At 68.5% G+C, this 14,012-nt stretch carries 15 protein-coding genes; 8 read left to right on the top strand and 7 right to left on the bottom strand.

Going from position 1 to position 14,012, the window contains the following annotated elements; all coding sequences use genetic code 11:
- Position 1 precedes the first annotated feature (1 nt).
- The gene (locus KF745_05755) at positions 2 to 682 is read right to left on the bottom strand and encodes a hypothetical protein (GenBank protein ID MBX3357914.1); all 681 of its coding nucleotides are present in this window, start codon (positions 680 to 682) and stop codon (positions 2 to 4) included.
- A 261-nt stretch (positions 683 to 943) separates the two neighbouring features.
- On the opposite strand from KF745_05755, the gene KF745_05750 reads away from it, so the two are divergent.
- The 5 genes from KF745_05750 to rlmKL all read left to right on the top strand — a co-directional run bounded on the left by KF745_05750 (position 944) and on the right by rlmKL (position 6,741).
- On the top strand, positions 944 to 1,726 hold the full coding sequence (locus KF745_05750; GenBank protein MBX3357913.1) for a hypothetical protein: 783 nt from the start codon (positions 944 to 946) through the stop codon (positions 1,724 to 1,726).
- 41 nt (positions 1,727 to 1,767) lie between these two features.
- Positions 1,768 to 2,193, top strand: a complete 426-nt coding sequence (locus KF745_05745) for a hypothetical protein (GenBank protein MBX3357912.1) — start codon at positions 1,768 to 1,770, stop codon at positions 2,191 to 2,193.
- A gap of 217 nt (positions 2,194 to 2,410) precedes the next feature.
- The gene (locus KF745_05740) at positions 2,411 to 3,253 is read left to right on the top strand and encodes a hypothetical protein (GenBank protein ID MBX3357911.1); all 843 of its coding nucleotides are present in this window, start codon (positions 2,411 to 2,413) and stop codon (positions 3,251 to 3,253) included.
- Between the two features lie 129 nt (positions 3,254 to 3,382).
- Positions 3,383 to 4,339, top strand: coding sequence for a DUF255 domain-containing protein (locus tag KF745_05735; protein ID MBX3357910.1), 957 nt, complete (start codon positions 3,383 to 3,385; stop codon positions 4,337 to 4,339).
- Positions 4,336 to 6,741, top strand: coding sequence for a bifunctional 23S rRNA (guanine(2069)-N(7))-methyltransferase RlmK/23S rRNA (guanine(2445)-N(2))-methyltransferase RlmL (gene rlmKL / locus KF745_05730; protein ID MBX3357909.1), 2,406 nt, complete (start codon positions 4,336 to 4,338; stop codon positions 6,739 to 6,741). The genes KF745_05735 and rlmKL overlap by 4 nt, the downstream gene beginning before the upstream one ends.
- A gap of 12 nt (positions 6,742 to 6,753) precedes the next feature.
- Here the strand turns inward: rlmKL and KF745_05725 are convergent, their stop codons facing one another.
- A complete protein-coding gene (locus KF745_05725) occupies positions 6,754 to 7,134 on the bottom strand; it encodes a hypothetical protein (protein MBX3357908.1) in 381 nt (126 codons plus the stop codon).
- A 92-nt stretch (positions 7,135 to 7,226) separates the two neighbouring features.
- Between KF745_05725 and KF745_05720 the strand changes: the two genes are divergently transcribed.
- The 3 genes from KF745_05720 (at position 7,227) to KF745_05710 (ending at position 10,575) form a co-directional block, all read left to right on the top strand.
- On the top strand, positions 7,227 to 8,501 hold the full coding sequence (locus tag KF745_05720) for a patatin-like phospholipase family protein (GenBank protein MBX3357907.1): 1,275 nt from the start codon (positions 7,227 to 7,229) through the stop codon (positions 8,499 to 8,501).
- A 78-nt stretch (positions 8,502 to 8,579) separates the two neighbouring features.
- Positions 8,580 to 9,041, top strand: coding sequence for a cytochrome c nitrite reductase small subunit (gene nrfH, locus KF745_05715; GenBank protein ID MBX3357906.1), 462 nt, complete (start codon positions 8,580 to 8,582; stop codon positions 9,039 to 9,041).
- 37 nt (positions 9,042 to 9,078) lie between these two features.
- The gene (locus tag KF745_05710) at positions 9,079 to 10,575 is read left to right on the top strand and encodes an ammonia-forming cytochrome c nitrite reductase subunit c552 (GenBank protein MBX3357905.1); all 1,497 of its coding nucleotides are present in this window, start codon (positions 9,079 to 9,081) and stop codon (positions 10,573 to 10,575) included.
- A 3-nt stretch (positions 10,576 to 10,578) separates the two neighbouring features.
- On the opposite strand, the gene KF745_05705 is transcribed toward KF745_05710, so the two are convergent.
- The 5 genes from KF745_05705 to infC all read right to left on the bottom strand — a co-directional run bounded on the left by KF745_05705 (position 10,579) and on the right by infC (position 13,990).
- A complete protein-coding gene (locus tag KF745_05705; protein ID MBX3357904.1) occupies positions 10,579 to 10,941 on the bottom strand; it encodes a hypothetical protein in 363 nt (120 codons plus the stop codon).
- A 35-nt stretch (positions 10,942 to 10,976) separates the two neighbouring features.
- Entirely contained in the window at positions 10,977 to 11,525 is a 549-nt protein-coding gene (locus KF745_05700) for a lipid-binding SYLF domain-containing protein (GenBank protein ID MBX3357903.1), read from the bottom strand.
- Between the two features lie 121 nt (positions 11,526 to 11,646).
- Complete coding sequence (locus KF745_05695) at positions 11,647 to 12,057, bottom strand: hypothetical protein (GenBank protein ID MBX3357902.1); 411 nt, start codon at positions 12,055 to 12,057, stop codon at positions 11,647 to 11,649.
- A 177-nt stretch (positions 12,058 to 12,234) separates the two neighbouring features.
- Positions 12,235 to 13,209: a DUF481 domain-containing protein gene (locus tag KF745_05690; protein ID MBX3357901.1), complete on the bottom strand. Its 975-nt coding sequence runs from the start codon at positions 13,207 to 13,209 to the stop codon at positions 12,235 to 12,237.
- Positions 13,210 to 13,354: 145 nt separating this feature from the next.
- On the bottom strand, positions 13,355 to 13,990 hold the full coding sequence (infC, locus tag KF745_05685) for a translation initiation factor IF-3 (GenBank protein ID MBX3357900.1): 636 nt from the start codon (positions 13,988 to 13,990) through the stop codon (positions 13,355 to 13,357).
- Positions 13,991 to 14,012: the final 22 nt, after the last annotated feature.

The following is a 14,012-nucleotide window of genomic DNA, read 5'->3' as shown; positions in this document are numbered from 1 at the left end:
GTCACCCTGCCTGGCACCCCGCCGTCACCGCTCCCAGCCACACCCCCACGAATACCGCCAGGTCCGACGGTTCGATCACCCCGTTCCCGTCAAAGTCGCCCGCAAGCCCGCCCCCATTCAGCGAGCCCAGCCACGTGTTGACGAACGTCGCCAGGTCCGACGGCTCGATCGCCCCGTTGCAATCCGTGTCCGCCAGGCACACCGCGCCAATCGCGGCGGCGCTCGCCGCGTTCGGCTCGCACCCGTTGGACACCACGCACCGCACCCTGATCGCCCGCGGCACAAACGACGATGCATGCCGGTGCCGCAGGGTGCTCAGCGCAAGCCGCGGCGTCGTCGATCCCGTGCTGTCCGCCCACACCATCACCTCGCCGACGACATCCCCATCGCACAGCACAGGCCCGCCCTCGGCGATATCCGCCCACCCGCCCGTTGCGACGCTGTGCTCCACCTGCCACTGGTAACCGAGCGCCCCCGGCCCCGTCGCCTCGACTTCAAACACCATCGACCCGCTCGCGCACATCGTCACCGACGTCGGCGACTCGTGAATCGTTGGCGGCTCACAAGACCCGCCAGCCCACACCGGCCCCGCTGCGCCGATCGCCACGGCACCAACCCACCACCACCGCCCACACCCCCGCGCCGTCGCCGTGCCACACCGACCGACCGAAGAGCCGACCATGATGGACCTCCACTTCGGAGTGCGTACCCGCTCCACAATCGTACAGCACGCCCGCGATCCGCAAATCATCCAGATCGTGCAGAGCCCGCATGGCACCGCCGGCCCACGATGTGCCGCGGGGTTGGTTGGTGGGTGGGGTGGGGGGGCCTCTCCCCACGCCATGCCGTCTAACTGCTGCTCTTTGGCATACTTGCGCGATTTTTGCAAATCCTATCAAAAACCTATTGACAACCCGATAAAAATCCTTACTCTACGCCCCTCATGGCCATTACCTTCTCGCCATCCCCCGACCGCATCGACAGCATCCTCGATGCCCTTGCCGACCCGGATGTCACCCTCCGCGAGGTCGCCGAGATCCACTCCACAACACTCGAGGCCCTCACCCTCTTCATCACCCGCCCCGACATCGCCGAACGCCTCCGCCTCATCGAGTCCGCCGTCGCCCACCGCACACGCCTGATCGCCGTCAACTTCCTCCCCTCCGTCGTCAAGACCCTCAACCGCATCCTCGATGAGCACAACGCCGAGGAGTCCCACGTCCCCATCCCGGCCACCAACCTCCGCGCCCTCGAATACCGCCGCCGCGCCCGCGAGACCGCCCGCCGCGCGGCAAGCCTCCTCCTCCGCCTCTCCCGATTCTCCCCCGGCGCCGCCCCCATACCCGCGGCCGCCCCCGGCCAAGTGCCTGCGGGTACAGCCGCCGACCGCGAACCGGCGAGGGGCCAGCTCCGTCCGGCCGTAACCGCTGGTCCCGCCATCGGGATCGGGGAACAAGGTGGCGCCGTCGCGGCGGGAGTGGGGGGCGCCAGAGCAAGCCTCCCCGCGGTCACCTCCCCGCATGCAACATCCCACCGGCCCCGGCCAGTCCTTCCCATGGCACTTCCATCCGATCCCATCGTCCCTGCCCCAGCCCGTCCCCAACGCGAGCAAGTCGCAGTCCGCACCCTCCTTTCCCTCAATGGCTACCCGCTCTCCCGCGCCGACACCCCAGGCCGTTCCAGTGGTATCCTCCCCGCCCCAGCCCCCTGCGCCGCGGGCCCCTGATCCACCCGCCGGCTCGAACCTTGCATCGGGAGACACCATCGATGGACGCGGACCACGAGTTGTGGCGATTCAAGTTCGCATTCGTCGCCTTCGTCGTCTTCATCGTCTCCTTCTTTGCATCATGCAGCGAACTCAAGTACTTCACCCATGGCAAGACCGCCGAGGCGCACCTCGGCCGCGCCGCCGTGGTCACCAGTCGCGGTCGCTTCGGCACGCGCCGGCAAAAACTCCAGATCGACTACGTGTTCCAGGACGGCGACGGCAGCACCCGCCGCGAATCCGATACCGTCGCCACATCGTGGCCGGTCCCCGAGGGCGACACCATCCCCGTGCAGTACATCCCCGGTTCCCCCGGCGATTCGCGCCTCGAGGGCCACTCCCAGGCCGTCTTCGTCTACATCTTCTTCGCCAGCCTCGCCTGGCTCGCGTTCCTCGGCTTCCGCTTCTGGAAGTTCTACAAGTCGTAACGGGAGATTTTTCGGACCACCCCCATAGGAATTGCCCCTTTTGGGGAATCCCATTGGGCTTGGCCCCTCCCGTGGGCTATGTTGTTGGCACACCGCACGGCACGTTGTCGGCGGAGAGAGAGTCGGCCTCGGGGCGACCGTTCGTCCCGGCGATGGTGCTGTGCGCCCGGCCCACTGGGCGCCTTGCGCAACTCGTATTTGTAATGGAGGTTGAGAGATGAACCATTCTGTTTTGGTGCTCGCTGCTGTCTCGTCCTTTGGGGCCGCCAGCGTCGCTTCGGCCGATTTCACCCGGAGCCACGGCCCGATTTCCACCGCCGCCTTCACGTCCGGCCAGTCCTCCGGCGCCCTCCGCGGTCCCGGCAACTTCTTCGCCGGCTTCGAGACCGCCGAGGGTTACGTCGTCGGTCCCCTCGACGGGCAACTCGGCTGGGCCACCGCTCCCGCGGCGACCGCCACCCAGTCTGTGACCACCGCCAACCCCTACGCCGGCAACCAGAACTTCCGCATGGTCAACAACGCCGGCAACCCCAACGGCACCAATCAGTTGGCCTTCTCGCCCGTCCTCGGCGTCTTCGCCGGCGGCCAGAGCGAGACTTCAATGCAGATCAACCTCTCCAACGACGGTGGAGCCGACTACGACGTCGTCGGCCAGGCCCCGTCTCAGGCGCTCCTGACCTGGCGCGTCAAGTTCAGTTGGACCGACGCGAACGGCACAGGTCCCGGCACCATCTTCATCCTCGATGACCTCGGCGGCGGCCTCGGCTTTGTCGACACCGGCGTGGCGTGGAATACGGGCGCCTACACCGAACTCCGCGTCCTGACCGACTCCGTCGCCGACACCATCACCTACTTCTATGGTGGCGCTCCCCTCTACACCGGCGTCGCCGGCATCTTTGCCGGCACCAGCGTCGAGCAGGTGGTCATGCTCAACGACAACTTCCAGCTCCCGGGCGAGACCGGCGACTTCGACAACGTCTCCGTCACCGTCCCCTCCCCCTCCGCCCTCGGCCTCGCCGGCCTCGGCCTCCTCGCCGCTGGTCGCCGTCGCCGCCGCTGATCTCGGCCATCTCGTCTCCATTTCTAAGGGCGCTGTTACCGCAGCGCCCTTTTTCCTGCGCGCCTCGACGGCCTCCACCACTCCGCCGCAACATATACTCCACCCGCCGCCGCAGGCCCGGAGTATCCCATGAAGATCATCCTCACGGCCCTTGTCCTCGCCGTCGTGACGCTCGCCTCCGCCCCCGCGCTGGCTCAGAACCCGATCCAGTGGTACGGCAACGCCCGCTCCGCGATCTCGTTCGCCAAGGAGCAGGACAAGCCGCTGATGTTCTGGATCTACGAGCGCCGCGACATCGGCGAGGAGGACGATCTCTACGTCGCGCAGGAGGCTTCCTTCCGCGACCCCGCCGTCGTTCAGCTCGCGCAGACCTTCTTCGTCCCGGTGCAGGTGGCCCGCAACAACCGCGTCATCGAGGAACTGGAGAAGTTCGGCCTGCCGACCTCGCACGGCCTGTTCCTCGCGCTGGTCACGCCCGACGGGAAACTGCTCGACGAGATCGGCCCCGGTGAGGTCGCCAACGCCCCGGGCCTCGCCAAGCGCCTCGCCGATGCGTCCCGCAAGTACCTCGACGATCTGTACGCCACGACGCTGCAGCCGATCATCACCTCCCCCGAGTCCAGCAAGTCCGACGTGCGCGAGGCCGTGCAGAAGGTCTGGCGCCTCGGCATCCAGAGCGCGGACAAGGACATTGTCGCCCTGCTCGACCGCGCGGATCTGACGCCCGGCGAGCGATCGCGATTGGACACCATGCTCGCCTCGATCGCCACGCCGACGTGCATCACGGCGCTGGTCGACCGCGCCGCCGCGGGCGACAAGGATGCCCGGCGAGCTCTCTTCCGCGCCGAGCCCGGGGCCCTCGAGACGCTGCTGGCGGATCTTCCGCCGACCGATGGCGACGCGACCGCCCGCCAGATCGTGGCGTACGAGGCCGCGGCGGACATCGCGAACCTCTCGAGCCCACGGCCCGAGTCGTTCTGGAAGAGCGCCACGCCCGAGGACAAGGCCCGCGAGATCGAGGCGCTGAAGCGCCGCGCCGAGCCCGTGCTGGAGCACTGGAAGCAGCGTGCCGGGCTCTGGCGATGACCACGCCCCCGCCGCGCCCCGCCGAGCCGATGGACCTGCTCGCGACGAGCACCTTCGGCCTCGAGAGCGTGGTGGCGCGGGAGCTCGAACACCTGGGCTACCAGGCGAAGCCGATCGCGACCGGGCGGGTGCTGTTCCGGGGTGACCCGGCCGGACGCGCGGTCTGCCGCGCGAACCTGTGGCTGCGATCGGCCGACCGCGTGCTGATCCGCGTCGGCGAGGTTCCCGCCGCGGATTTCGACGCGCTGTTCAACGGCATCAAGGCGCTGCCGTGGGAGCGGTGGATCCCGCGCAATGGGGCGTTCCCGGTCAGCGGCCGGTGCGTGCGGTCGCAGTTGAGCAGCGAGCCGGCGGTGCAGCGGGCGACCAAGCGGGCGATCGTCGAGCGGCTCATGAGCGCGCACGGCGCGGCGGAACTTCCGGAGACCGGGGCGCGGGTGTCGGTCGACGTCTCGATCCTGCGCGACGTGGCGACCCTGACGATCGACACCTCCGGAGCGGGCCTGCACAAGCGCGGGTACCGCGAAGGAAACCCCGGCGAGGCGGCGCTGAAGGAGACGCTCGCGGCGGGGCTGGTGCTGCTGAGCGTCTGGCGTCCGGGACGGGCGCTGGTCGATCCCTTCTGCGGGAGCGGCACGATTGCCATCGAGGCGGCGATGATCGGCCGGAACATGGCGCCCGGGCTGCAGCGGGGATTCGATGCCGAGGGATGGGGGTGGATCGATACCGGAATCTGGAGGGAGGAGCGGGAGTCGGCCCGCGGCGCGGCCGAGCCCCGGTTGAGCCCGACGATCCACGCGAGCGATGTGGATGAGCGGGCCATCCGGATCGCGCAGGCGAACGCCCGCGCGGCGGGCGTCGAGCGGGACATCCACTTCGGCGTGCGGGATGTGAAGGACCTGTCGAGCAAACTCGACTACGGGTGTGTCGTGACCAACCCACCCTACGGCGTCCGGCTGGGCGAGGAGCGCGAGATCGCGATGCTCTACCGCGGGCTGCCGCGGGTGTTCCGCTTGATGCCGACGTGGTCGTTCCACATCCTGACGGGCCTTCTGGACCTCGAGACGATCTTCGGCCAGCCCGCGGCGAGGCGGAGAAAGTTGTACAACTCCAAGATCAAGTGCACCTATTTCTCGTTTCTGGGTCCGAAGCCGCCGGACATGCAGAGGGAGTCGTGGGGCGGGGACGAGATCGATGCGCCCGAACTTCCTGAAGATGACATCGAGTTGATCGAGGGCCGTCAGGATGCAGCGCCGGCCGGGGTGGAGCCGCCCGCGGCAAGCAGTGCCGCGGCGTCCGCCGAGAGGCGAGAATCGCCGCCCAGGGCGCCCGCTGCGCCGGCGTTCGGCGGCCTGCGGGAGCGGGATGAGAAGGAGGCGAGGGAGTTCGCCGCGAGCCTCGCGAACAACCTGCGGCACCTCCGGAAGTACCCATCGCGCGGCATCCCGTGCTACCGCGTGTACGAGCGGGACGTGCCGGATGTGCCGCTGATCGTCGATCGGTACGAGGAGCGGTACCACGCCGCGGAGTACGAGCGCCAGCACAGCCGGACGGTGGCGCAGCAGGCGGACTGGTTTGACCTGATGCGGCGCACGATCGCGCAGACGGCGGACGTTCCGATCGAGCAGGTCTATATGAAGGAGAAGCACCGCCAGCGCGGGCTTACCCAGCACGAGAAGCAGGGGGAGGCGCGGCACGTGTTTGTCGTGAGCGAGGGGGGGTTGAGATTCGAGGTAAACCTCTCCGACTACATCGACACCGGGCTGTTCCTCGACCACCGGCTGACGCGGCAGATGGTGCGGGAGCAGGCGGCGGGCAAACGGGTGCTGAACCTGTTCTGCTACACCGGGGCGTTCACCGTGTACGCCGCGGCGGGCGGGGCGCGGGAGACGACGAGCGTCGACCTCTCCAACACCTACGTGGACTGGGCGGGGCGGAACCTCGGGCTCAACGGCCTTGCGGGCCCCTCGCACCGCCTCGTGCGGTCGGATGTGAAGGAGTTCCTGCTGTCGCAGCGGGCCCGGGCGCAGGGGCTGTACGACCTGGCGGTGGTGGACCCGCCGACGTTCTCGAACAGCACATCGACCGAAGAGGACTGGGAGGTGCTGCACGGGCACGTGCCGCTGCTGACGACGCTCGCTCCGCTGATGTCGCCCGGGGGCGTGGTGTACTTCTCGACGAACTTCCGGAGGTTCAAGCTCGACGAGCGGTCGATCGCCGAGGCGGGGCTGTCCTCCCGCGAGATCAGCAATCGGACGGTGCCTCCGGAGTATCGGAACCGGAGGATCCACCGGTGCTGGCGGCTGCAGGCGGTGGGGAAGGAGGAAGCGGTCGGCGCGCTGTCGCGCCGGGTTCGGGATGGGAGGGCCACCCATGCGAACGAGACGGGGAGCCCGGAGTAGGGACGCGGGCGGTCAGCCGTCCCAGTGCAGATCGATGCGTTCCTCGCGTGCGCCGGGGGGCCCGAACCGGCGGATGGCGTACGACCCCTTGCGGAAGGGGCGCTTCTCGAGCGCCGGTTCGATGGCCGACCAGAGCGACTCGGCATCGGGTCCATACATGAAGATCACGCAAAGCCCCTCGCCGAACTCGTTGCCGTCGTATTCGCCGGCGCGCTGCGCGGCGACGGCTTTTTGCAGATCGTCCTCGAGCGAGAAGCAGGCGGCGCGGTCCTCGTCGGTGCCGAACGCGTCGTCCGACAGGCGGATGTACAGCAGGACGGCGTGGGCCGGCGAGTCGTCGCCCTGGGGTTTCGCGGCGGGGGTGCGTCCTCGCAGCCAGTCGAACAATCCCATGTCGGGCTCCGAGAGGGAGGTCTTCCGCGCGGCGCCGGGCCGGCCGCGGCATAATACCAGACGGCAGCGGTCCTGATCGGGAGGAGTGGACGATGACCATCTGGCGGCGCATCGTGTTGGTTGCTGTGCTGGCCGGTGTGCCCGCGGGGTGCGTGGTGAACCGGCCGACGCTCGAGCCGGAGGAGTTGGACCGCCGCAGGGTGTCCTACCTGCGCGAGGTGGCGGACGAGCGAGAGGCGGGGATCCAGAAGATCGTCCGGAGGTGGACGAGGGAGTACGAGGAGTACGCCTCGGGGAAGACGGCGGAACCGCCGGTGTTCGACGTGCTGGTGATCTCCGGCGGCGGTGACAAAGGGGCGTTCGGCGCCGGGTTCCTCGAGGGGTGGGGCACGGTGCAGGGGGAGTTGGCTCGTCCGGAGTTCGACGTCGTGTCCGGGGTGTCGACGGGGGCGCTGATCGCGCCGTTCGCGTTCATCGGGAGCGGGACGTCGTACGAGCGGATCCTGAAGCTGTACCAGGACCCGAGCGACGACTGGATCAAACTCCGCGGGCTGTTCTTCTTCCTTCCCGGGTCGACGTCGTTCTACGACAACTCGGGGCTGGCGCGGGACATCCGGCGCGAGATCAACGACGAGGTGATCGCGGAACTGGCGAAGGGGTCGGAGCAGGACCGGGTGCTGGCGATCGGGACGACGAACCTCGATCTGAGCATGGAACGGACGTGGGACCTCGGGGACCAGGCGCAGCTGGCGCTGGCGGTGCAGGACGCCGACCGGGTGCACCGGATCCTGCTCGCGTCGGCCGCGATTCCGGCGGCGTTCCCGCCGGTGGTGATCGACGACACGCTGTACGTCGACGGGGGGACGACGGCGAACATCCTGATCGTGACAGACCTGCGCGCCGACGATACGCCGCGGAACGTGCTGCGCCGCGACCACCCCGGCGTGCCGATCCCCAAGATGCGGTACTGGGTGGTGATCAACAACCAGCTCGATGCGAGGCCGCAGATCGTGCAGCCGTCGTGGGTGAGCATCACGGCGGGATCGGTGGAGACGACGGTGCGGTCGTCGACGAACACGGCGCTGCGGTACTTCGCGCAGCAGGTGGACTACGTGCGGCTGGCGGAGGGGATCGACGTGGAACTGCGGTATGTGAGCATCCCGCAGTCGTGGCGGGCCCCCAAAACCGGGCTGTTCCAGAAGGAGACGATGCAGTCGCTCAGCGAGATGGGGCGCCGGATGGGGGCGGACCCGGCGTCGTGGCGCATGGATCTGGCGGCAACGAAACTGCCGGGTGAGTTGCTCGAGGAGGTCACGAGCGAGCAGGAGGCGGTCGAGGTGCTGCCCGAAGAGCGCCCGGCGGAATGAGAATGAGGTAGACGCGCGCGGGGCAGCGCGGTAGGCTGCCGAGGTCGGGGGTGTTCGTGAGACGTGGGAGCAACCGGCATGAAGCCCAGCCGATCGATGGGTACGGCGATGACGGTCCTGGCCGCGCTGCTGGGGGTGTTCCTGGGTCTGGGCGCGTTCACGTTTACGTATGCCGAGGGGTGGTCGTACCTCTCGAACGATCCGGCGGCGTGCGTGAACTGCCATGTGATGAACCAGCAGCACCGGGATTGGGAGCACTCGTCTCATCACGCCTGGGCGGTGTGCAACGACTGCCACGTGCCGCACGACTCGGTGGTGAGCAAATACGCGACGAAGGCCGATCACGGTGCGAGGCACTCGTGGGGCTTCACCTTCCAAACGTTCCACGAGCCGATCCAGATCAAGGCGAGCAGCCTGGCGGCGGTGCAGGAGAACTGCGTCCGGTGCCATGAGGGGATGGTCAGCGAGATTGTCCGTGCCGGCGGCGGCGAGGCGATGGACTGCGTCCACTGCCATCGTGATGTCGGTCATGCGCGGTAGTGCGGTCGATTGCCGCGAGGGTACAAGGAGCGACGCGATGCAGAGCAGTGCACGGAGAGTTCGGGAGCCCGCCGGGCGGGCGGCATTCTGGCTCGTGCTGGTGGTGGTGTTCGCCGCGACCATCGCGGTGATGCTCCTGCTGCGGAACATCGCGCAGCGCAAGCGGGAGGCGGCGACGACGTTCGTCCGCGTCGTGGAGACGAACGAATCGACCGTCGACCCGGCGGTGTGGGGGAAGAACTTCCCGGACCAGTACGACACCTACATGCGCACGGTGGACACGACCCGTACGCGGTACGGCGGGAGCGAGGATTTCCAGAAGCTCGATTCCGACCCGGCCCTGCGGACGCTGTTCGACGGCTACGCGTTCTCGATCGACTACCGCGAGGAGCGAGGGCACGCGTACATGCTGTCGGACCAGCGGGAGACCAAGCGGGTGACGGAGCGGAAGCAGCCCGGCGCGTGCCTCCAGTGCCACGCGTCGAACGTGGTGGCGTACCGCGAGGTCGGCCTCAAGAACGGCGCGCCCGGCACGGTCGACGAGCCGCTGCTGTCCGCGAACGGTCTGGCGCAGCTCAACGCCGGGTTCGACGCCGTGTGCGCGATGCCGTACTCCGAGGCCACGGCGCTGGTGGACCACGCGATCTCGTGCCTTGACTGCCACGACCCGGGCACGATGGCCCTGCGGGTCACCCGCCCCGGGTTCATGCGCGGCATCGCGGCGCTCGCGGCGAGCGCCGAGCCGGTGCCGCACCTGCCCAGCGTGGAGCGGTGGCGGGCCGGGTCCCGCAGCACGCCGTACGACCCGAACACCATGGCCAGCCGGCAGGAGATGCGGTCGTTCGCGTGTGCGCAGTGCCACGTCGAGTACTACTTCAAGGGCAAGGAGAAGACCGTCACCTACCCGTGGGCGAAGGGGGTGAACGTGGACCAGGTCGAGGCGTACTACGACGAGGCGGGGTTCTCCGATTGGAAGCACCCGCGCTCCGGCGCCGATCTGCTCAAGGCGCAGCACCCCGAGTTCGAGACCTGGAGCCAGGGCGTGCACGCGAGGTCCGGGGTTTCGTGCGCCGATTGCCACATGCCCTACCAGCGCGTCGGCGCGATGAAGTACAGCAGCCACCATGTCCGCAGCCCGATGCTGAGCATCGCGGCGTCGTGCCAGACGTGCCACCCGCAGCCCGAGGCGGAGCTGCTGGCCCGGGTGAACATCATCCAGGACCGGACCAAGGCGCTGATGAGCCGGAGCGAGCAGGCGGCGATCGACCTGATCACGGCGCTCGAAGAGGCGTCGAAGTCCGGGGTGAGCGACGACAAACTGGCGGCGGCCCGGGCGCTTCTCCGGAAGGCCCAGTGGCGGCTGGACTTCGTGAACGCGGAGAACTCGATGGGGTTCCACGCGCCGCAGGAGTCGGCGCGGATCCTCGCGGACTCGATCGACTACTCGCGCCAGGGGATGGCGGCGCTCAACGCGGTGCTGCATCCACCGGCGAAGAGGGCCGACGCCGCGGCGGGCGGGGGCGCCGGGCTCTGATCGTCATGCCGCGGGAGTGAACCCGTCCAGGCCGCACTCGGGGCAGCGGTTCATCGTGCCGTCGAGGCCCTCGTAGCCGCAGCGGGGGCAACCGTTGGGGGGCATCGCGACGACCCAATGCGCGAGTCGGCGGGAAAGCAGGGCCAGGGCAATGCCGACGACGAGCATCGCGGCGCCGCGGTAGGTGCTGTGTTCCTCGCCCACGCCCTCGTAGACGCTCATGAAGATGGGAACGACGCCGGTGCCGACGGCGAAGAGGGCCTTCTTGAGGACGAGGTAGGACCCGGCGGAGACCAGGGCGAGGGCGGCGGCGCGGATCAGCCACGTGGTCAGGGCGCGGGCGCTGGTGATCTGTGGCGGTCTCATGAGAGGCGGGCCTCCCCCAAAAGGGTCTCGGGCCGTTACCGGGGCTGGAAGGAGAACTGCTGACCGCCGATGGAGGCCTCGAACATGAGGCCCGCGCTGACATAGGTGAAGACGGCGACGCCGTCGGCGAACTTGGCGGTCGCCGCGGCGCCGGACCTGAGGGCGGTGGCGGAGGCGTTGGCGGAGAAGGCGAACTGGCCCTCGCGGAAGCGGTCGAGGGCGTTGCGGTTCTCGAAGCAGATGAGCTCAGAGTATTCCTGGCCGCCGGCCTGGAGGCCGAGGGTGGCCTGGGTGAGGTCGCAGTAGCCGACCATTTGGCCGAGTTCGTAGACCTCGCCGCGGCCGTAGGCGCCGCCGATGCCCAGGGCGCCCTTGCCGACGGCAGGGAAGATCGCGTAGCCATAGGACTTCTTGATGAAGGCGTCGAGGCCGGTGTCCTCGAACTTCATGCGGGCGAGCGCGTCGGCGGCGCTGTTGGCGAGCGAGACGCGTTCTTTCTCCGTGCCCGGGGCGGTGGCGCAGCCGGGGACGGCGACTGACCAGATCAGGAGGCCCGTGATGGCGGCGCGGGCGAACAGGACCATGACCGAATCTCCGAACCGGCGATCCGACGCGGGCGGCACGGCTCAACAGCCGATGCGGCGGCGGACCTCGGTTGCGGCAGTATACCGGCGGTCGGGGGTGCGTGGGGCGGCCCAGAATCGGTCAGTTCTTGCGGGAGCGGCCGGCGACGAAGGCCTCGGTGTACTGGTTGTGATTGAGGGACTTCTCACGGCGGACGTCGTCCTGGGAGACGGTTGAACTGGCGTACGAGCCGGCGCGGCCGACGATGGAGGATCGGGTGTCAACGAAGCCCGATCCGGCGCGGGCGGAGGTGGGGACAACGATGAGGGCGCCGGTCTCGACGCCGGGCATGCTGAGGGCGACGGCGCCGGTGGCCTCGGGGGCGGCGGGCGCTTCGATGCGGCGCACGACGAGCGAGGGCTTCTTGGGCGGGAGGGTTGGGCCGAGGCGGTAGCCGGCGATGGTGATCTCGGGGAGCCAGCCGATGCGGCAAGCGAGGGCGGCTGCGGCGATGGAAGCGAGGACGACAACGGGGATCAGGCGCTGAAACATGACGTCGGTTCTCCGGTTGTTGCGGCGAGGGATGGTGGCCCTGTCATGTGTAAGCATGCCCGGAGCGAGCGGCATCGCCAGCGCCGGTGGCGGCGATGCCGGGAGTGGAGGCGGGTTGTGCCGGGCGCGCTGGGGGTGCGGGCGGCCGGATGGGTTAGAGGACGTTGTGGCGCGGGATCAGAACTCGATCTGGAGGCCGGCGATGATCTTGATGTCGTTCTTGACGTCGCCAGGGTCGACCTCGGCCTGGTACTCGTGGATGAGGCCGGCGGTGAGGCTGAGGTTGAGGGACTCATCGAGGAGGACGGACCAGAGGACCGATTCGCGGGTGCGGAAGTTCGCGAAGTCCGAGAAGTCGGGGTAGTAGTAGGCGGAGAACTCGAGCTTCTGCCTGGGCGTGATCTGCCAGAAGCCATTGACGCCCGCCTGGCCTTCCGGGATCCAGTCGTCGTCGTCGGACTGCCATTCCTTCTTCACACCGATGCCGAGCAGGCCGGTGAGTTTGAAGGCCTCCAGATCGAAGAACTTGTAGCCGGGGCCGGTGTGAGCGGCGAAGCGGTAGCGCCAGGACTGGAACTCGTCGTAGTCGAAGCGGGCGTCGGCGAACCAGAGCCAGGGAGAGTCCTTGAAGAACCACTCCTGGACGACCTGGGCGAAGGCGTTGGCCTGGTTGTCCTCGCCGTCGGCGCGGCCGTAGAAGCCGCCGCCGGAGAAGACGGTTTTCATGTCATCGGCTTCGCGTTTGAGCTCGAGGAGGGTGCTGACGTTGAAGCTCTTGGTGTTGCCGGTGATGTACGAGAGGCCGGCGACGAGCTTGAACTTCCAGCGAGCAGCCTCGACGTGGGCCTCGGCCTCCTTCATGGCGTCGGAATCGGCGTGCGGGGTCGCATCCGGCGCGGCGCCGTCGGCGGGCGGTTCTTCGGGGGCGAGGTGGGTGATCGTGGCGTCGGCGCTATCGACATGGACATCGCCGAGGACGGGGTGGCGGAGGATGATGGAGGAAGCGGTGACGCCGACGACCTCGCCGGTGAGCGTCTCGCCGGTGGGGAGGGTGACGCGGTCGACTGCCAGCGCGGCGGTGGAGAGGAGCGAGCCGGCGGCGAGGGCGATCAGCCGGGCCGGGAGTCGTGTGCGCGCGGTGCGGTTGTTCATGCGGTGTGTCTCCGTGACTGGGCGGATCCGGTGTGCGCGGCGACCGTCGCGGCGAGGGACCGGGGGGAAGAAGGTACCAAAAAAGACGCCCGACCGTTGCGGTCGGGCGCTGGACGACGTGGTGTGCGGCGGACGGGCGGCGGGATCAGTCCTGATCGTCGTCGTCGCCGTCGTCATCATCGAGATCCGGCTCGTCGATGACGGGCTCTTCGACCTCGGGCTCGATCTTCTCGCCGGCGGCGATGCGGGCGAGGCGCTCCTTTTCGAGGGCGCGCTTGGCGGCCTCGACCTTGACGCGGTCGGGGGCGAGGATGATGCTGGCCTGCTTGCCGAACCAGCGCGGGGTCTGCTCGACCTTGGCGATGTCGGCGAGGGAGTCGGCGAAGCGTTTGAGGCGTTCGAGGCCGAGATCGCGGTGGGCGATCTCGCGGCCCTTGAACTTCTGGGTGACCATCACCTTGTGGCCGGCCATGAGGAACCGGCGGGACTGCTGGACACGGATCTGGACGTCGTGCTCGTCGATCTTGATGGACCGTCCGAGGCGGACTTCCTTCATTTCCGTGGCCTTGCTCGCCGCGCGGCTCTTGTGCTCCTTCTTCGAGAGCTCGTACTTGTACTTGCCGTAGTCCATGATCTTGCAGACCGGCGGACGGGCGTCGGGGGAGATCTCGACGAGATCGAGGCCGGCCTGGTCGGCCATGCGGAGGGCCTCGGCGGTCTCGATGACACCGACCTGCTCGTTCTCTGGACCGATCACGCGGATGGGGGTGATCCGGATCAAGTGGTTGACGCGCGTGCGGCGC

Source organism: Phycisphaeraceae bacterium, assembly GCA_019636655.1.
In the GTDB taxonomy this organism is placed as follows: Bacteria; Planctomycetota; Phycisphaerae; order Phycisphaerales; family UBA1924; genus JAHBXB01.
This window is presented reverse-complemented; position numbering and strand designations above follow the sequence as displayed.